This window comes from Marinobacterium sedimentorum (assembly GCF_024267675.1).
Lineage (GTDB): Bacteria > Pseudomonadota > Gammaproteobacteria > Pseudomonadales > Balneatricaceae > Marinobacterium_A > Marinobacterium_A sedimentorum.
The window spans coordinates 408,433-427,204 of the sequence record NZ_JALDYX010000002.1 but is presented as its reverse complement, the minus strand read 5'-3'; the positions used below and the strand labels follow the sequence as shown (position 1 = coordinate 427,204).

Annotated in this window: 17 protein-coding genes; 6 read left to right on the top strand and 11 right to left on the bottom strand. The window is 60.2% G+C overall.

The window, feature by feature from the left end; genetic code table 11:
- Window positions 1-118: 118 nt before the first annotated feature.
- Complete coding sequence (locus tag MRS74_RS04225; protein ID WP_254579028.1) at window positions 119-1,318, bottom strand: MFS transporter; 1,200 nt, start codon at window positions 1,316-1,318, stop codon at window positions 119-121.
- Window positions 1,319-2,014: 696 nt separating this feature from the next.
- Between MRS74_RS04225 and MRS74_RS04220 the strand changes: the two genes are divergently transcribed.
- Window positions 2,015-3,409, top strand: coding sequence for an aminotransferase (locus MRS74_RS04220; protein WP_254579027.1), 1,395 nt, complete (start codon window positions 2,015-2,017; stop codon window positions 3,407-3,409).
- 291 nt (window positions 3,410-3,700) lie between these two features.
- On the opposite strand, the gene MRS74_RS04215 is transcribed toward MRS74_RS04220, so the two are convergent.
- Entirely contained in the window at window positions 3,701-4,627 is a 927-nt protein-coding gene (locus tag MRS74_RS04215; protein ID WP_254579026.1) for a phosphotransferase, read from the bottom strand.
- A gap of 108 nt (window positions 4,628-4,735) precedes the next feature.
- Here MRS74_RS04215 and thiB point away from each other — a divergent pair, with 108 nt between their 5' ends.
- The 3 genes from thiB to MRS74_RS04200 are packed head-to-tail and all read left to right on the top strand — an operon-like array spanning window position 4,736 to window position 7,885.
- The gene (gene thiB, locus MRS74_RS04210) at window positions 4,736-5,719 is read left to right on the top strand and encodes a thiamine ABC transporter substrate binding subunit (protein ID WP_254579025.1); all 984 of its coding nucleotides are present in this window, start codon (window positions 4,736-4,738) and stop codon (window positions 5,717-5,719) included.
- The gene (locus tag MRS74_RS04205; protein WP_254579024.1) at window positions 5,695-7,284 is read left to right on the top strand and encodes an ABC transporter permease subunit; all 1,590 of its coding nucleotides are present in this window, start codon (window positions 5,695-5,697) and stop codon (window positions 7,282-7,284) included. The genes thiB and MRS74_RS04205 overlap by 25 nt, the downstream gene beginning before the upstream one ends.
- Window positions 7,277-7,885, top strand: coding sequence for an ATP-binding cassette domain-containing protein (locus tag MRS74_RS04200; protein WP_254579023.1), 609 nt, complete (start codon window positions 7,277-7,279; stop codon window positions 7,883-7,885). Before MRS74_RS04205 ends, MRS74_RS04200 begins: the two co-directional genes overlap by 8 nt.
- Before the next feature lie 491 nt (window positions 7,886-8,376).
- Here the strand turns inward: MRS74_RS04200 and arfB are convergent, their stop codons facing one another.
- Window positions 8,377-8,790, bottom strand: a complete 414-nt coding sequence (gene arfB / locus MRS74_RS04195; protein ID WP_254579022.1) for an alternative ribosome rescue aminoacyl-tRNA hydrolase ArfB — start codon at window positions 8,788-8,790, stop codon at window positions 8,377-8,379.
- Between the two features lie 245 nt (window positions 8,791-9,035).
- On the opposite strand from arfB, the gene MRS74_RS04190 reads away from it, so the two are divergent.
- Complete coding sequence (locus MRS74_RS04190) at window positions 9,036-9,542, top strand: CHRD domain-containing protein (protein ID WP_254579021.1); 507 nt, start codon at window positions 9,036-9,038, stop codon at window positions 9,540-9,542.
- Between the two features lie 172 nt (window positions 9,543-9,714).
- Here MRS74_RS04190 and MRS74_RS04185 read toward each other — a convergent pair whose 3' ends face one another.
- The 4 genes from MRS74_RS04185 to MRS74_RS04170 all read right to left on the bottom strand — a co-directional run bounded on the left by MRS74_RS04185 (window position 9,715) and on the right by MRS74_RS04170 (window position 14,504).
- Window positions 9,715-12,351 (bottom strand): cation-translocating P-type ATPase, encoded by a 2,637-nt coding sequence (locus MRS74_RS04185; protein ID WP_254579020.1) that lies wholly within the window; start codon window positions 12,349-12,351, stop codon window positions 9,715-9,717.
- A gap of 1 nt (window position 12,352) precedes the next feature.
- Window positions 12,353-12,934, bottom strand: coding sequence for a VIT1/CCC1 transporter family protein (locus MRS74_RS04180; protein WP_254579019.1), 582 nt, complete (start codon window positions 12,932-12,934; stop codon window positions 12,353-12,355).
- 6 nt (window positions 12,935-12,940) lie between these two features.
- Window positions 12,941-13,216 (bottom strand): DUF211 domain-containing protein, encoded by a 276-nt coding sequence (locus MRS74_RS04175; protein ID WP_254579018.1) that lies wholly within the window; start codon window positions 13,214-13,216, stop codon window positions 12,941-12,943.
- A gap of 202 nt (window positions 13,217-13,418) precedes the next feature.
- Entirely contained in the window at window positions 13,419-14,504 is a 1,086-nt protein-coding gene (locus tag MRS74_RS04170; RefSeq protein ID WP_254579017.1) for a hypothetical protein, read from the bottom strand.
- A gap of 333 nt (window positions 14,505-14,837) precedes the next feature.
- On the opposite strand from MRS74_RS04170, the gene MRS74_RS04165 reads away from it, so the two are divergent.
- Complete coding sequence (locus MRS74_RS04165; protein ID WP_254579016.1) at window positions 14,838-15,797, top strand: Gfo/Idh/MocA family protein; 960 nt, start codon at window positions 14,838-14,840, stop codon at window positions 15,795-15,797.
- Window positions 15,798-15,851: 54 nt separating this feature from the next.
- Here MRS74_RS04165 and MRS74_RS04160 read toward each other — a convergent pair whose 3' ends face one another.
- From MRS74_RS04160 to MRS74_RS04145, 4 genes are read right to left on the bottom strand one after another with little or no spacing between them, the layout of a single operon-like run.
- Window positions 15,852-17,027 carry an aldose 1-epimerase family protein gene (locus MRS74_RS04160; RefSeq protein WP_254579015.1) on the bottom strand — a complete coding sequence of 392 codons (1,176 nt, stop codon included), beginning with the start codon at window positions 17,025-17,027 and terminating at the stop codon, window positions 15,852-15,854.
- On the bottom strand, window positions 17,024-17,476 hold the full coding sequence (gene gloA2, locus MRS74_RS04155; RefSeq protein ID WP_254579014.1) for an SMU1112c/YaeR family gloxylase I-like metalloprotein: 453 nt from the start codon (window positions 17,474-17,476) through the stop codon (window positions 17,024-17,026). Before gloA2 ends, MRS74_RS04160 begins: the two co-directional genes overlap by 4 nt.
- 52 nt (window positions 17,477-17,528) lie before the next feature.
- Window positions 17,529-18,257, bottom strand: coding sequence for a metal-dependent hydrolase (locus MRS74_RS04150; RefSeq protein ID WP_254579013.1), 729 nt, complete (start codon window positions 18,255-18,257; stop codon window positions 17,529-17,531).
- A 57-nt stretch (window positions 18,258-18,314) separates the two neighbouring features.
- The gene (locus tag MRS74_RS04145; RefSeq protein ID WP_254579012.1) at window positions 18,315-18,662 is read right to left on the bottom strand and encodes a DUF4144 family protein; all 348 of its coding nucleotides are present in this window, start codon (window positions 18,660-18,662) and stop codon (window positions 18,315-18,317) included.
- Window positions 18,663-18,772 lie beyond the last annotated feature (110 nt).

Here is an 18,772-nt window from a genome sequence, read left to right as displayed (position 1 = left end):
TATTCCCGGGCTTTATCAGCCGGTTTTAGGGCGCCACAGCGTGCAGTAATGACAGATGAGGTTGTCGCGACCTGCCCGCTTTCGCCGGATAAATTCTGCCACCCCCTTACGCTTTCACTTACTGCAGAACTGGCTTCCATATCAAGCCCATGAGCGTAATCACGCAGAAAGCCGCCCCGACGTAGAATGTGACCGATGCACCGAGACCGTCCCACAGTAACCCGGCTATGACACTGGCCAGCAGCATGGCTATACCGCAGATGAGATTAAAGAAACCAAAAGCAGTACCGCGCAGATTGGAAGGTGCAGTATCAGCCACCATTGTTGCAAGCAGTCCCTGGGTGATGCCCATGTGCAAGCCCCAGAGGGATACGCCGACCAAAACAACAGCCCAGTGATCATCGATAGCGAGCACCAAGTCGGCGGCGATCAGCACTAGTAGACCAATGGCCAGCAGTTTGCGGTGGCTCATCCTGTCGGACAACTTGCCGAATGGGTATGCCGAAAGAGAGTAGACCAAGCTCATGACAACCATCACCAGTGGTACGAACGCTACAGGTATACCCCCCTGCAGTGCCCGCAATACCAGAAAGGCCTCGCTGAAACGGGCCAAGGTAAAGACCGCACCAACCGCCACCACCCACCAATAGGATTTACTGAGTTGCCGAAGGCTTTCTCGGCGAATCGGATTGGCACGCGGTGTACTCTGGGAGGGTGCGGGTTCGTGTAAACCGAAGATCAGCAGGCCAACAGCCGCGAAGGCTGGAATCGTGGCGACCCAGAACACCGCTCGGAAGTCATTGGCCCACAACAGCATTAGACCCACCGCGAGTAACGGCCCGAGGAAGGCCCCAACAGTATCGAGTGACTGGCGCAAGCCGAAGGCGGCTCCACGCAAGTGCGATGGAGCTATATCAGCGACCAGAGCGTCACGCGGCGCACCACGAATACCCTTGCCTACCCGATCCAGGATGCGCGCCGATACTAAAGTCCCGATCGCTGGCGCGACAGCAAACAGGGGCTTCGATAGCGCGCCCAAGCCGTAGCCGAGTACCGCAAGCCCCTTGCGCCTGCCCAGATAATCACTCAGGGGACCAGAGAATATCTTGACGATCAGGGCCGTGGATTCGGCCAGGCCTTCGATTAGACCCACAGCGAAAGCGCTGGCCCCCAAGGTTGTGACCATGAACATCGGCAACAGGCTATGGATCATCTCGGAGGAAATGTCCATCAACATACTGACGAAGCCCAGTATCCAGATACCAACCGGAATCTGTCTCAGTGCCGAGCTTCTGGCCTCTGTGTTCGTACTTCCCATTCTGCCTGACCTTATTACTGTTACTGTCGATATATGGTTTTTGTGAATGGACTAGCGACGAACCCAGCCCGCTGCAATCGGGCGTGCCAAGAGCTTTTGGTACAACGGCTCAGCCTGCTGTACGAGACTCTCGCCCCATCTGCACCCAAACGGCGCGGTGACGACATACCTAGTCGCGGCTACTGCCACGGCGCCGACCATGTCCAGGGGATAGTGGACGCCCAGGCAACCGCAACACCGAATAATGTGCAGTCAAGTCGTGCAGTACGACAATGGCGATAACGACGATCAGCCATGCAACGATGTCCTGGCAACGGAATGCTCCAGAATACGCGCGGTGCGGGATAGGCACTCCTCCGGATCACCGGCGTGCATCGATCCGCTCCTCGAGTATGTCGATCTGAAGCTGCTGAAGCTCAGTAAGCCCCACTATGACTCCGCTTCACGCCTTGGCTGGCGAAAAAATGAGCCTGTGCTAAAGCACCACCAAGAGTGCACCAGTACACTAGTTTTTGTCCGTATTCTTCCCGCCCCCTTTTGGACCCTCCGCAAGCGCTCGAATCATTTCGTATGCGCCTGATCCACGCTGAATAGTTTTTTATGATCCAGGTGAGCTAAAAAAGATATTTTACCAATGCTAGCGCACCCATTAACCTTGCCCTGTATCCAAAATTAAAAACCAGGAGCAGTGTTGAAATGTCCGAACAACAGAAGATCGACATGCAAACCGTGTGGCAACAGGACAAAGACCACTACATCCATCCATGGACCGATTTTTCCACCTTCAAGGAAACCGGTTCCCTGGTCCTGGCCGACAGCGAAGGTGTTTATGTCAAGGACGGCGACGGCCGTGAATATCTGGATGGCATCGGCGGTCTCTGGTGCGTCAATATCGGTTACGCCCGCGAAGAAATGGCCCAGGCCATTGCGGATCAGATCCGCCAGATTCCCTACTACTCCTGTTTCGGTCACCACACTACTGTGCCGGCGGCGCAGCTGGCGGCGAAGCTGGCAGAACTGGCCCCCGGCAACCTGAACCATGTGTTCTACGGCTGCGGCGGCTCGGTCGCCAATGACACCGCCGTGCGCATCATCCACTTCTATTTCAACCAGCTTGGCCAGAAGACCAAGAAAAAGATCATTTCGCGCATCGACGGCTACCACGGCAGCACCTATATGGCCATGTCGATCACCGGGGTGAAGTTCGACCATATCGGCTTTGATATCGATGAGCAGCTGGTACACCATATTTCCTGCCCCAATCCCTACCGCCGCCCGGCCGAGCAGAGCCTTGCCGACTTCTGTGACGAAAAAGTGCAGGAACTGGAAGACAAGATTCTGGCACTGGGGCCGGACAATGTCGCCGCCTTCTTCGCTGAACCCATCATGGGCGCCGGCGGCGTTATAGTGCCGCCAGAGGGCTACCATAAGAAAACCCTGGATGTGTGCCGTAAGTACGGCGTGCTCTATGTGTCCGACGAAGTGGTAACCGCCTTCGGACGTCTGGGCCACATGTTCGCCTCGGAAGACGAATTCGGCATAGTGCCGGACATCATCACCTGCGCCAAGGGTCTGACCTCGGGCTACCTGCCACTGGGTGCGACCATCCTGTCCTCGGATATCTACGAGGTTATCAGCAAGCCCCAGGCCGATGGCGCTATCTTCACCCACGGTTTCACCTATTCCGGCCACCCGGTCAGCTGTGCCGCCGGCGTGAAGAATATCGAGATCATGGAGCGGGAAAACCTCTGCGGCCATGCCCAGGAAATGGGGGCCTATTTTGAACAGCAGCTCAAGACCCTGGCGGACCTGCCGATCGTCGGTGATGTACGCGGGCGCAAGTTCATGATGTGCATCGAGAACGTGGCGAACAAGGACACCAAGGAACTGATCAACCCCGAGGCCAAGGTGGGTAACCGCATCGCCGATCACTGCCAGGCCCGCGGCCTGATCGTACGTCCGCTGGCGCACATGAACGTGCTGTCGCCGCCACTGATCCTGACCCGCGAGCATGTCGATTTCATGGTGGCCACGCTGCGCGAAAGTATCGAAGCTGCCATGGCGGACATGAAGCAGGAGGGGTTCATCTAGCCCATCGGCACAACGCCCGAATCCGGTGGTTCAATGCACCCTGATACGCGCCGCCCGCCGCTCACCCTGTAAATCCTTAACAGCTGTTTCAGGTCACACAGCATCCGCTGGCGGCTGCCCGACGTTCCGCACCCATGGGTGCCCGCCACTCCGCTGTGCTTTTGGCGAAGTCTCCCTTGCAGAGGCTTCGCTTTTTTACGCCCCCGGGCTCAGCTCCAAGGCCAGCAAGATCCCGTTCCTCAAACCCGCTCCTTGCCTGAAAGGCCGTACACGAGGGCGAGCGACCGGCATTCAGCCTGCCGCCGCTGCTTCCGGCTGTTTGAGCAGCCGCAGGGTGTCACGCATCAGATCCGCCATCTTGCGGTCGGTGCCGCCGAGACCCCGGGCCCAGTACCAGAGACATTCCAGCGCATCACAGAGCCAGCCGGCGCGGGCCAACCCCTGAGCCAGAGCCTTGGCATCGAGGTTGGCAAAGGCTGGCAATACCCCGATCTGTGCGGCATCCAAACCGCAGCGCTGTACCAGGGCAGCGGCATCGAACCAGGCAGAGCCAAGAGCCGCATATTCCCAGTCCACAACCACCAGCGCGCCTTCGCTCAGGCACAGATTGCCGGGGTGCAGGTCATGGTGCGTCAATACCCGTGGTATTTCAGGTAGTAGAGCCAGTTCCCGTGCAGCCCGGACCACCAGCTGCTGCAGGGCGCGCTCCATCGGCAGGCCCGCGAGCATAGCGCCGTAGCCCGCCAGCAAGGCGTCGTAATCCATTTCCAGGCTCATTTCCTGGCTCTGCACATCCAGTTCAAGTGCCTGCCAGGCGGCCACGGCATCAAGCAGCTGAGCGCGCTGCGCGGCGGTCAGCCCATCCGCCGGGCTATCGCCATGCCAGCGGGTCAGCAGCCAGCCGTGATCGCCTTCTGCGCTGGGCTGCACGGCACAGTGCAGCACCCAGGGCGCCCAGGGCTGCCCCTGCAACTGAGTCAGGACATCGGCCTCGCGCCTGCGATCAACGCCCGGAACCTGCTCGGGCGCGGCATTCACCCGCAGTACCAGCGAGTCGGCGACTGAGCTATAGAGCCGGTTGCTGCTGCCACCGGCCATGGGCTGCCACTGTGGCGATACCGAGGCCAGCTCAGGGTGTTGTTGCGCATATAACTGAAAAGCAGACTGAATCGCAGACTGAACGGCGGACTCCAGGGCGGAAAAGGGCGCTGCTTGCATGACTGAAACTACCGGCTGCGTTAGAATCCGGGCCCATTACAGACCCACGGTCGGCGCAGTGTACCTGCCATGATGTCCGGCGTCTGCCACCGGCATTGAAGGATTAGCATGAAAACGATTATCGGCCTCTGCTCGGCACTGGCGCTTGGAATCAGTCAGGCCAGCCAGGCAGCAGATCTGCGCGTCTATACCTATGACTCTTTTGTATCCGAATGGGGCCCGGGCCCGCAGCTGGAACAGGCTTTTGAAGCGCGCTGCGGCTGTGATCTGGAATACGTGGCGGTGGAAGACGGCGTCAGCATCCTCAACCGGCTGCGTATCGAGGGCACGAACAACAAGGCCGACGTGATTCTGGGGATCGACGATGGTCTGATGGTCGACACCCGTGCCACCGGGCTTATTGAGCCCCACGGGCTCGACATTGGCCCGCTGCGCCAGGAGCTGGCCTGGCAGGACGACAGCTTCGTACCCTTTGATTTTGGCTACTTTGCCTTTATCTATGACAGCAGCAAGATCAGCCAGCCGGTAAGGTCCCTGCGGGCGCTGATCGACTCCAATGCCAGCGTGATCTACCAGGACCCGCGTACCAGCACCCCGGGCCAGGGCCTGATGATGTGGGTCAAGTCGGTCTACGGCGATGAGGCACCGGCGGCCTGGCAGGCACTAGCCAGCCATACCGTTACGGTGACCAAAGGCTGGTGGGAAGCCTATAGTCTGTTTCTGGCGGGCGATGCCGACTATGTGCTCAGCTACAACAGCTCGCCGGCCTACCATCTGGTCGCCGAAAACAAGACACAGTACCGCGCAGCCCTGTTCAGCGAAGGTCATGTGGCGCAGGTTGAGCTTGCCGCCATCACCCGCACCAGCCAGAACAAGGCGCTGGGGCGCGAGTTTCTGCAGTTTCTGGTATCGCCCGAAGCCCAGGCCATTATCCCCGTCACCAACTGGATGCTGCCGGTGATAGACAACGTGGAGCTGCCGCCGGTGTTCGGCGAACTGATCAGCCCCCGGCGTATTGGTTTCAGCGCCGAAGAGGCCGGTGCCTCGCGTCAGCAATGGCTGCGTGAATGGCGCAGCAGCGCCGCACAGTAGCCGCTGTTATGGTTGCTGCCGGCCTGCTGGCCCTGGCGTTCAGCCTGGCCGTCACCGTACTGGCGTTCTGCGGCCTGATCGGGTTCGATAACGCCAGGCTGGATACCCGCCTGCTCTCGGACGGCTATTTTCACAGCGTTGTCTGGTTCTCCATCAAGCAGGCAGGATTGAGCGCCCTGCTGGCGCTCATTCTCGCCTGGCCCGTGGCGCGGGCGCTCTATTACAGCCCTGGGCTCTGGTTGCGTCAGAGCTTTCTGAGCCTGTGCGTGCTCAGTTTCGTGATGCCGACACTTATCCTGATCACCGGGCTGGTGGCGCTGCTCGGCCGCCAGGGACTCATCAGCCCCTGGCTTGGGCCCGACTGGAACCTCTACGGCCTGCCGGGCATCCTTATCGCCCATGTCTACCTGAACCTGCCCTTTGCCGTGCGGGTACAGCTGTTGCAACTGCAGCACATTCCCGACAGCAGCTGGAAACTGGCGGCACAGCTCAAGCTCGGTGCCTGGCAGCGCCTGCGCCTGATCGAATGGCCGGCCCTGCGCGCCGGCATGCTGCCGCTGTTCGGCTTTGTGTTTGTGCTCTGTTTTAACAGCTTTGCCGTGGTGCTTGCCCTTGGTGGCGGGCCTAGAGCCACCACGCTGGAGGTGGCAATCTATCAGTCCCTCAAGTACGACTTCAATATTCCTGAAGCCCTGACCCTCGCCTGGACGCAGCTTCTGATTGCCGGCAGCCTATTCCTGTTACTGAACCGCCTCGGTGGCAGCCAGTGGCTTGGGGTCGACAGTACCCGACAGCACTGGAAACCCAGACCCGGTGCAGCCATGCAGCGCCTGCACCGGCTGGTATACGCCAGTACCGCGCTGGCGCTGCTGTTGCCATTGCTGGCCCTGGTGCCAGGCATACTGCAGGTGGATCTGGCACGCTTTGACTGGCGCGCCATCGCAGGACCTGCGCTCACAAGCCTGCTCATCGCAGCCATTGCCGGCACTGGCGCCCTGTTGCTGGCCTACGCCATGCTGCTGCCGCTGCGCTTTGCCCGCACTGAAGGCCGCACCACCCTGGCGTTACTGTTTGACTGGCTCAGTACCCAGGCCCTGGTGGCACCGGCCATGGTAGTGTCGGTCGGGCTCTACATTCTGCTGCTGCCGCAGCTGGATCTGGATTACTGGGGCATGCTGTTTGTGGTGCTGCTCAATATGCTGTTGATCGTGCCCTATGCCGTGCAGCAACTGCGTCCACGACTGCTGCAGTTCGACCGTCAGTACGAACGTCTGGTGCGCTCGTTGAAGCTGGGCCTGCGCGCGCGCCTGCGCGTCGAATGGCCCTATATGCGCCGCGCCTGCATCACCAGCTTTGCGCTTATGCTGCTGCTTGCCATGGGGGATGTGGCGATCTTTTCGATCTTCGGCACCAGCAACTGGACTACCCTTCCCTGGCTGATTTACGGCTACGCCGGTACCTACCGCATGGGCGAAGCCTCAGTGGCTTCCCTGCTGTTGCTGCTGATCTGCGCGCTGATGGTCTGGCTGTTTCAGCACTTCGAGAAAGGACAACAGGATGCTTGATATAGAGGACCTGCAGGTGCTGCGTGATCGGCAGCCGCTGCGGTATTCGCTGCAGGTTCATCGCGGCGAGATTCTGGCCATACAGGGGCGCAGCGGTGTCGGTAAAACCACCCTGCTGGATTGCATCGCGGGCTTTGCCACTGCCACGGCTGGCCGGCTCGACTGGCAGGGCCACTCACTGCTCGGGCTAAGTGCTGCGCAGCGACCGGTGAGCATGCTGTTTCAGGATCACAACCTGTTCGAGCACCTGAGTGTTGCCGACAATCTGCAACTGGGTCTCAGTGTCACGCTGCCACAGGACAGGCTGCAGGAGGCGCTCGATTCGCTGGAAGTCGCCGGGCTTCTGACACGCAGGCCGACTGAATTATCTGGCGGACAGCGCCAGCGCATTGCGCTGATTCGCACCCTGCTGCGCCCCGAACCCATAGTGCTGCTGGACGAGCCCTTCGCCGAGCTCGACCCCCACAGCCGCCAGTGTGCCACCGACTGGACAAGACGCACCGCCAAGGCCGCTCAGAAGACACTGCTGATGGTCACGCATCAGGATGAGGATGTGCAGCAGGTGGCCGACCGCGCCATAGTGCTGCAACGCCCGGCCTAAGTCAGGCGGCTCGAGCATTTTCACGAAACACTTATCTGTCGATCGAGGTTGTTTTGGGTGCTTCCTTTCTTCGAGGTGGCCGGATATGGGTCGAGGCCACCGAAACATCAGAGCGGCTCTTGTTCCCCCTCAGCAGCCGAGGAGCACCGGGATTATGTTCCGACCAGACCCGAAGGGGCGAGACAGGGACTGTCGAGCCGCCGATTGGGGGCATGGATGCCCCCTTAGCGGCGTCCGGAGCATGATTCTGGCGCGCACTGCAGCCGTAGGCCGGCTGATGGGGGCGTGCTTTCTTTGGTTACTTTATTTGCACGAGCAAAGAAAGTAACGCACCAGCAAGGCGCAACATGAACCATCAAACCGCTCCGGTACCCCAGCCTGCACAGGCTCCAACACAGCCACCTAAATCTCGTCTCAACCATCACAATGGGTCGATGTAAGATGAAAATACTCTAGCAGCCTGTCGGACTTGGCCGATCGTAGCCGGGCGCCTAGTGATCAACCCTGCCGCGCAGCGCCTTGGTTTTGCCCTGGCGGGTTTTGCTGTCGAGCCTGCGCACCTTCGAGCCCTTGGTCGGCTTGGTGGGGCGACGGCTTTTCTGTACCACCATGGCGCCGAGAATCAGATCCCGCAGGCGGTTAAGCGCATCTTCGCGGTTGCGCTCCTGGGTACGGTGCTGCTGCGCCTTGAGCACCACCACCCCCTCCTTGGTGATGCGCGAGTCTTTCAGCTCCAGCAACCGCTCCTTGTAGGCTTCTGGCAGCGATGAAGCCCGGATATCAAAGCGCAGGTGCATGGCGCTGGATACCTTGTTGACGTTCTGCCCACCGGCGCCCTGAGCCCGTATGGCATTCAGCTCGATTTCGTCGTCGGGTATGGACACATGGTTGGAGAGTTTCAGCATGGATAAGGCTTAATTCCGGCGTTGGCGATAATACTCAACACAATACCGATTGACCGCCGTACTGTCAGCCTCGGCAGCGCTCTGGCGCCTGCGCAAAACATCTGTTTACGCGTTAATTACACGTTAATCGCGCTTTTTCCTACATCAACACATCCAAAACCTGCCCGGCGACGTAATGCTGGTGAGGGAGGTCAGCGATGGACGACGGCCACCCGGTCATTTTCAGGATCTAAAAGGAACTCAGCATGAAACTGCAAAATAATTACGTCGCCGCCGCTGTTCGCACCAGCCTGTTCGGCCTGCTGATCGCCGGCGCACCGCTGGCTTTGGCCGGCCACACCAACACCCTGCTGACCGCAACCCTCTCGGGGGACGAAGAAATCGGCGCCATGGGTGCAAGCGATGGCAAGGGACACGCCCTGGTATTTGGCGTCGATGGCGACGACATGACCCTCTGTTATGCGCTGCAGGTTTCGGGCATTGAAATGGTCCCGGTGGGTTCCGGCATGGCGGCCCATATCCATCATGGCAAGAAAGGCAGCAACGGCCCCGTTGTGGCTGCCCTGGCAGGGCCGGAAGACGGTGATGCCGCCGACTGCGTCAGCGAATACGAGAAAGGCAAGTTCCCGACCCACGAAGCCGGCATGGTGAAGCGCATCCTGGCGAACCCCAGCGACTACTACATCAACGTGCACAACCCCTCACATCCGGGCGGCGCCATCCGCGGCCAGCTGCAACACGTCGGCATGTAACCGGCTGCGTGGGCAACATCCATTTGCGGACGCCTTACCCCTCTCTGGCAGGCTGTTGACAGACAACTTGCCTCGCTAAGGCTTTTGAAACAACCTGCCAAGTCGGATTTGCGCCAACGCCGCACTGCTGCAGAGCCTCGATACACGAAGGCACTGCAGTTGTGCGGCCTGCTCAGGCGGTGTCCGAGCGGTAGATATAACCCCGGCGGATCAGCCATTTCTCGGCTTCCGTCGCCGGCACCACCAGCGCCGCCAACAGTAAGCCCACCAGCAGGTCCAGCAATGGCAACGGCTGGGTACTAAAGATGTCATTGCACACGGGCAGGTAGATAACCAGCAGCTGCAGCCCAAAGGTCAGCACCACGACGACCAGCATCGGCAGGTTACTCAACAAACCGATTTTCCATAGTGACGCCTTTTCGCTGCGTACCGCCAGCGCATTGAACAGCTGTGCCAGGGTCAGTACCGTAAAGACCAGCGTCTGCCAGTGTTCAACGCCACGGCTGTACGCCCAGGCCTGACTGGCCAGCGACAGACCGGCGATCAGCAGACCCACCCAGAGAATATGCTGCCACATGCCACGGGCAAAAATGTTCTCGTTCGGCGGGCGCGGGGGCCTCTGCATACTGCCAGGCTCTGCCGGTTCCACCGCAAATGCCAGTCCCGGCAGACCGTCGGTTACCAGGTTGATCCACAGAATGTGGATCGGCAGCAAGGGTAGCGGCAATCCCAGAAAGGGCGCCAGAAACAGGGTCAGCACTTCGCCGGCATTGGAGGTCATGGTGTACTGGATAAACTTGCGGATATTGTCAAAGATCCGGCGACCCTCGCGCACCGCACTGACAATGGTGGCGAAGTTATCATCCAGCAACACCATATCAGCGGCCTCACGCGCCACATCGGTGCCTTTGAGCCCCATGGCAATGCCGATCCCGGCACGTTTGAGCGCTGGCGCATCGTTGATGCCATCACCGGTCATGGCGACAAACTCGCCCCGGGCCTGCAGCGCCTTGACGATGCGTATCTTCTGCGCAGGGCTCACCCGTGCATAGACCCGTAATCCGGCGACCTGTCTGGCCAGCGCCTCGTCGGACAACTCGGCCAGCATGGGACCGGTCATCACAGGACTCTGCGGGCTGCATATTCCCAGGCGCTGGGCAATCGCTCGCGCCGTGGCCGGATGGTCCCCGGTGATCATGACCGGCGTAATACCGGCACTCAGGCAGTCGGCCACCGCCTGGGGTACCTCGGGCCTGGGCGGATCGATCAGTGCCACCAGCCCCAGAAAACAGAGTTCCTGTTCAATCTGCCCGCCTTCGACGTCAGCCGGTACCCGCTCGAAGTGGCGCAGCGCCAGGGCCAGCACCCGGTAGCCCTTTGCGGCCAGTTCCTGAGCCTCGGCGAGCCTCGCATCGGCAGAAAAAGCCTGTTCATCGGCACCGCACTCATGCCGGCATTGTGCGATCACCCGCTCGGGCGATCCCTTGATATAGGCGATACATCCGTCCGACTGGCGGTGCAGCGTGGTCATCAGCTGGCGCTCGCTGGTAAACGGGATCTCGCCGATGCGAGGCATCGACGTTTCCAGCTGAGCCTTGTCGAAACCGTCTCGTTCCGCGGCCTCCAGTAATGCGAGCTCCGTTGGCTCCCCCTGTTTCTGCCCGGCATCCCGGGTGACATCATTATTAAGCGTCAGGGCCTGACCCAGCTCGCACCAGACCCCGTTCGCCTGCGGACCCGGCAAGCTGTCTCGCAACTCCCCCGCCACCATGAAATGCTCAGCCGTCATGCGATTCTGGGTCAGGGTGCCCGTCTTGTCGGTGCAGATATAGGTAACGGCCCCCAGCGTTTCCACGGCCGGCAGTTTGCGCACCAGTGCATGGTGCCGGCTGAGCTTGCGTGCCCCAAAGGTCAGTGAGAGTGTCACCACGGCCGGCAATGCCTCCGGAATTGCCGCAACCGCCAGGCTCACCGCGGTGAGAAACATCAGCAGGACAGGTTCGCCACGCAGCAGGCCGGTGACGAAGATCAGGCTGCATATGGCCAGCACCACCATCGCCAGATAGCGTCCGAAACGGCTCATGCGCTGCTGCAACGGTGTTTTGACGCGCTCTTCGGTCTCCAGCAGCCGCGCAATATGGCCAATTTCAGTATCCATGCCGGTGGCTATCACGAGTCCGCGGCCGCGGCCGCGGCTGACAGTACTGCTCTTGAACAGCAGATTGTGCCGATCTCCCAGCGTCAGTGCCTGATCCGTCAGTACTTCCGTCGTCTTGACCACCGCCAGAGACTCGCCCGTCATGGCAGACTCGTCGGCTTCCAGGCCTTGCACGTCAATCAGGCGAAGATCCGCCGGTACCTGGTTCCCGGCCTCCACCAGCACCAGATCACCGGGTACCAGCGCGCTTGCATCAACCGTCTGCAGGCGGCCATCACGCAGCACCTGAGCCCGGGGCGCCGCCTCCTTGCGCAGCGCCGCCATCGCCCGCTCGGCGCGAAACTCCTGTATGGCGCCGATCAAACCGTTGAGCAGCACAATCACCAGAATGGCGATGGTATCCTGAGGTTCACCGACCATGCCGGAGATAACCGCCGCGGCCAGTAGCACCAGAATCATCAGGTCGGAAAACTGCCCGGCGAAAACCGCCAGCACCGAACGCTGGTGCCCATGGGGCAGCCGGTTGGGTCCCTGAGTGGCAAGGCGTCGCTGCGCCTCCTCGGCCGTCAAGCCCTCAACCGAGGTTGTCAGCCGCTTCAGGGTCTCGTCACAACTCAGACTGTGCCAGGCACGAAAGGATTCAGAAGGCATATCAGGTACCCAGAAGAAGAATAAGGCCGACGGTCACCAGCGCCACCAGCAGGGTCTGCAAGCCGCTGCGCCACCAGGAGTTGCCGGCTACGTGGCCAAGAAAGACGCCCAGCAAAAAGATAATCAGCAGTGCGACGACCATCGCCATGTGCAGGGCTGGCAAAGGTAATGGGATGCCGGCATCGGCCAGCCAGAGCGGAGTAAGGATCAGTAGCGAGATCAGCAGCGGAGCCGAACCATTGACCAGTGCGATCAACAGCGGCACCCAGCGTGCGGCCTGTGCGTGGGCACTGCCCTGCAAACTATTGGCCATCGCCTCCTCAAGATCGGACAGCGCCCGCTGGCGCTCGGCCGTCTCGCTAAGATAGGCGCTGCTAACACCGCTGACACCCAATGCGATGGTAGCTCCGAGGCAGGCGCCTATCACCACCGGCAGCGGAACCCGGTCAGTGACGATAAAACCCAGAATCAACCCCAGCATGGTCAGAGCGCCATCAAAGCCGTTGACCACGAAATACCGCCGCATAATGCCGTGGGAGTGGCTGATACGCAGCAAAAAACCAAGCTCGCGCAGCAGATTCAACCGCTATTACTCCGCATCCGGTGCCAAGGTGACACCGCTGACATCGACTTCATCCACGCTGTGCAGCGCCGCGCCAAGATCCCGGATCACCGTCTGGATCGCCTCGAAATCGACATCCGCGCCTGCCACTTCTATTTCCAGCGTCTCCGTTTTCTTGTCCATTTCAAGAACCCGTACACGCACACGGTAATCACCCAGGTTTCCCAGTGCGCACGCCAGATCAAGCACACTGGGATCATGGGGCTTGAGCACATCCAGCAGGACTCGCGTTACAACCGACATATCAGCTCCTTTGTGTCCGTGCCCCGAGCTTGTGTGTGATGCCCCAGACAACCTCAAGCATAGAGCCATTTGCCCCATCCGCGTCCGCGTTCAATCACCTGCTGGCAAGCCGGCGCTTGAGCACACCTCACCGGATCGCACCTCACACAGACCCGGTGGGAACAGGTAGCACTCCGTTAAAAAGCCTCCTAAGGATAGCCCGTCAGATTTTTACCAGCAGTGCCACCCCCTGGCGATACCCCAGGCCACCATTTCCGTGCACCAGGCCAATATGTTCATCACCCTCCAGCAGGCGGTGATGCATGCTGATCAGGCCATTCAGCGCAGGGTTGTTCCAGGCACCGCGCGCCAGGTTCATGCCGCCGGTAATGGTTACACTGTGACGGGCAAGGAAATCCGGCATTTCATCGAGCACATCGATCAGGCCGCTGACCTGCAAAAATGCCATGGGAACAACCGGAAAGCAGGTATAGGTTTCCAGCAATGCATCACCTGCGCGAAAGCGCTGGGCAAAATCGATACCGGCCATGGTGCAGCACTGGTTGTAGGCGCTGCGAAGATGATCGTAACCGGCGATCTCATCTATATGCTCACGACCATCCCCCGCCAGACGCCGCAGCCCCACACCCTTGATTTCGATACACTGGTCCCGCGGTACGTTCAGCTCATTGACCAACGCTTCGCTGCAGATCAGCAGGCGGCCGCTGAAGTCCACCATCGGGTTGGCGCAATCCACACCGCGAAACAGCGCGGTAACCGGTTCAAACCAGGCAGCCCCCGGCATCTCGGGCCTGTTGCCCGCGGTATCGGCGCCACTGTGTCCATCGAGAGGGCGACTGTCGAGATAGGTTGCGCTGTAGTTCTCGAACAGGCACTGGGCGAGCTCGCGAAAGCGCTCTGCATCCAGGTTCTGGCGCGCCAGATAATTCTCGGCCAGGTCCGTGTAGGCCTGGGTCAGCGGATAATCGGCACCATAGACCGCCATCAGCCGGTGCCGTTCTTCACGGCTATAACCGCTCTTGATAAGATCTTCGCCACGGATCAGTACCGCCTGCGCGCCCTGGACAATCAACGCCTGAGCCCTGGCCAGCGCCTCGATGGGTGCACAACCGCTGCGAAAATGATCCTCGGGTTCCGGGCTGTGCCAGTCGGTACTCAGCGGCTCAATTACAAGTTCATGGATAGCCAAACCCCGGGCGCGGATACGGGCTTCCAGATCCAGACAATGCTGTTGCGACCCTATCTTATCCAGGGTGCGAACAGCGGCGACAATCAGGGCTCGGGTCATGCGGTTATCCCCTTGAAAACGAGCACCGAGCATAGCACCCTTTACGCTAACGTCAACTTGCTGACTGACAGCCCCTGCGGCTCTCACCAACAGGCGGTCAAGCCTTGACTTGATGGCTAGCCAGGCGGAAAGTCCTAGCGGCCTGTCGGACTTGACCGGTCGTAACGAGGAAATAGCCGTTTTGAGTCAGTTTTTGGGCTCTTTTAAGGCGAATAGTGGTTCTATTTAACGAAAAAGAGTACGAAAAGTGGCCAAAATCGGCGTTTCCGCAGTAGATCAGTGTTAAGCCCGACAGGCTGCTAGCGGCCTACATCAGCCAGGGAGTGAAAATCTGTGATCCGATTCGGAATTATGGGCAGTGCCAAAATTGCCCGCACCCAGGTGGCACCGGCCATACTGGAAGCCGGTTATCCCATTCAGGCGGTGGCATCACGCTCGCTTGACCAGGCCCGGGCCTTCGCCCAGAGCCTGGGGGCACCCAGCAGCTACGACAGTTACGAGGCGCTGCTGGCCGATGACCAGGTGGATGCGGTCTATATTCCGCTGCCCAATCACCTGCATGTTCCCTGGGCCATAAAGGCCATGGCGGCAGGCAAGCACGTTCTGTGTGAAAAGCCCATTGCTCTGAATACCGAGGACCTGCAACCCCTGCTCGCGGCCGCGGCGAACTTCGACGGCACCCTGATGGAAGCCTTCATGGTATGCCATCACGCCCAGTGGGCCGCCATCCACCAGCGCCTGCTGCCGGCCATCGGCGAGCTGCGGGCGCTGCACGCGGTCTTCAGCTACGGCCTGGCGGACGACAAGAACGTACGCAATGTGCCCGAATGGGGCGGTGGCGGCCTGCTGGACATCGGCTGCTATGCGGTTCTGGCCGGACGCTGGTGCTTCGAGGCTGAACCTGTCAGCGTCCAGAGCACCATCGACCTGGACCCGCAGTTCGGCATCGACCGCCAGACCAGTGCCCTGCTCGATTACGGCCAGGGGCGAACCCTCAGCCTGACGGTCTGCACCCAGGCGGCCCGTTATCAGCGCCTGCTGCTACTGGGCAGCAAAGGCTGGGCGGAACTGGAAATCCCGTTTAATGCGCCGAACGAAGGCGTGCGGATTCGCCTGGCGCCCGAAGGCGGCATCGGTGGCGGCGAAGTCATCGATATAGCACCGCAGAACCAGTACGCCTCCATGATCAGTGCCTTCGTGCAGCATATCGAATCCGGCAAGGCCTGGAACAATCTGGAGCAGTCCAGCGCCGTTATCCAGGTGCTGGACCGCATCCGCGCCGCTGCAAAATGAATATAAATGGGGCCCTGCGTCGACTGCAGCGCCCCATCACACGGTCCCTTGCCGTCAGCCTGGAAGCCTAACCAGCGGCTGCGGCTTGACCACCGGTTGGGTGTCCCCTTGCAGGGTCTGAATCCGTTGCAGCGAGGCTGACACCGTTTCCGGCGTCGTCAAAAAACCAAAACGCAGCGAGAACTGAACGGTTTCACCCGGCTGGATGCTGGGAACCAGTCCCAGCGGACGCTGGTAACGGCGGTTGTATGCGAAGCTGGTACCCGGCTCGATACCCATGACGTAGCCCTGCCCCGGCAGATCGGTATTTTTCCAGATGGTCAGCACCGGCAGGGTGTCGGCCTGGTACGCCACTTCGATACCCAGGCTGGCATCGGCGTTGTGCAGCAGTGACCGGGTCTCGCCCTTTTCATCACTGAGCGGGCGCACGTTGAACACCCTTTCATCGAAATCGCGGCTTGGCGCAGGAATCTGATTCCAGTCGCTCAACCCTTTTGCGGCGTAGTCATTGAAGGGTGACAACTCGGCGACAGGCACATGCAGCTGGCCACCGGCTTCGAGCACCGGCGCACCGAAGTTGTTGTGGTAGATCACCTGATATTCGCGTGCATAGACGCCCTTGTTGGTGAGGCTGTCCTGCACGCTGAGGTAGGGTTCGCCGGGCACGATGAACAGGTGCATCCAGACTTCAAAATTGGTGAACTTGAAGCGTTTTTCGTCCACGCGGCCGGACAGGGTCACGCGATAGGGGGCGTCGCGTTCGATGCGCAGCATGACCCGCGACGCCGGGGTATTCTGGATACGCCCGTGCAGGGTCAGGAACTCGTCACCGTCCTGGCCAGGATGCCCGGCCCACTGGTAGCCGCAGCGCACCAGCATTTCGTTAAAACCATCGAGCCAGCCAAGGCCACCCGAGGCTTCCTGGTTGATAAACGCCGGATTCACGACTTCCCTGACCGGGGAGTCCCAGCCAAAGCGGGTATCACCCTGCATGACATCCAGCACCGCCATACCGCGACAGGGCACCACACGCACTGTCATGTCACCCACCGACAGCGTAATCAGCCTGACACCCTGCTGCTTGCCCCCTGCCAAGGTGGTTTGCTCGATGCGAATAGGCACCTTGCTGTCTATCGCCAGCGCTTGCGATGTGATGCAGAAATCACCGGCATCAAATGCGGTATCGCTGTCCAGAATGGGCCATTCAAGGACAGGGGACGAGGTCGTCATGGGCGTTGGTTCCTCTGATTGTCGACCAGACCGGGTTCTGCCGGAACTTCGTACAGTTCCAGCGGCAGTCCGTCCGGGTCTTTGAAAAAGGTGAAGCGCTGGCCGGTGAACTCGTCTACCCGTACGGGCTCCACCGCCACGCCACAGGATTCCAGGTAAACGACGGCGCAGTCCATATCTGTAACGGCGAAGGCCAGGTGGCGCAGTCCCTGCGCCTCCGGGGTACAGGGACGGGCAGGTGGTGCGGGAAACGAAAACAGCTCAATCTGGGCGCCCGAGGGCAGGCGCAGATCAAGTTTGTAGGAAGCGCGCTGCGCGCGGTAGTTCTCCGCAATGACCTCCAACCCCAGCACATCCACATAGAAGGCCCGCGAGCGCGGGTAATCGGCACAGATGATGGCCACGTGGTGTATGCCCTGCAGCTGCAGTGGCTTGATCGCGTCGGTCATGGGTGAACTCCCTGGTAGATCAGTAATAAGTCACAGGTTGCCAGGTCGAACATCAGGCCTGGTACAGGCTGACCACGCTCTGGTACAGCCAGCCAATAACTTGATGAACGGACAGCCATGGCGGCACCTCAATGCCCAGGCTCTGCTGCCAGGACGCCGCACTTGGGCTGAGCCAGAACCCGCCCACGCAGGCGCTGAGCATCAGTGCCGAGAGCAGCGGCTGCGTCCAGTCGGTGAGCTTCAGCGCCGTGCCAAAAGAGCGCTTGATGCGCATGCCGGACAAATCCACGCTGTAAATTTCATCCAGCAACAGATGCACCGTGGCGCCCATGACAACAAAAGCGCCTATTCCCCAGGCCAGCCGTACGTCCAGCGCAAAAAGGTGGTAGGACAGCAAGATGGCGATAACGCCAAACAACAGATTGGCCAGCAGGCTGTGCAGCATGCCGCGGTGAACCGTGATGCGGGCAAACAGCTCCAGCAGCACAAAACGCACCAGCAGATAGCCAGTAGCGGCCAGCAGCACGACCTGCCAGGCCGGCAGCGTCGTCATCCAGTAAAACGCCAGCAAGCCCGCTACCAGGGCACCGAAGAGCCGAAAGACGATGCGCAGCGCCAGGGATTCATCGGAATCAATATCAGGCAACAACCCCCCCAGGGTACCCGCCAACCAGTAGCAAAACGCCTGCGAAGGTGTTGCCATGCCGGTTGCCAGCGCCGCGATACCGAGCCCGCCGCTGATAACGGTGGCCACGAGTGTATGGGTTTTAAAGTCAGCCATGATGTCCTGTACGAATGCTTTGAGTCAGACAAAGTGTGTTACAGGAATCATTTTTTATCAATCAGTTAAGTGCGCTACAAGATGTATCGCTTCACTTAAATCCCGAGCCCCGAGCTTGCCGGCACAGCAACTGTTCTGCAGCGCCGCATGGCCGCGCACCAGCGCCAGCACCTGGGGCAACGACAACAGCTCATCACTTTGCTCAGCCCTCACCACAGCGCCTGCGCAACAGAGCCAGAAAACGCGCCCCTGGCTGTCAATCAGCCGATCACCGGGCTGAACGCCGCGGTAAAAATGAGGCTCCAGCGCGCGTCTGGCCCAATCGTCCGGGGTTGCGATAAAGCTCAATTCTGCATCATCCTGATGCTGCACCAGAGCGGGAAAAAGAATGTTGTCCACTGTCATGGCGTGCCTCCCTGAATGCCAGAGCGCTCATATTAGCAGGCCAGCCGAAATCTGCCTGCTGTTGTGGCTGCCATCCTGCCCTGATGACACAGCAGCCAGATTACAAAAAT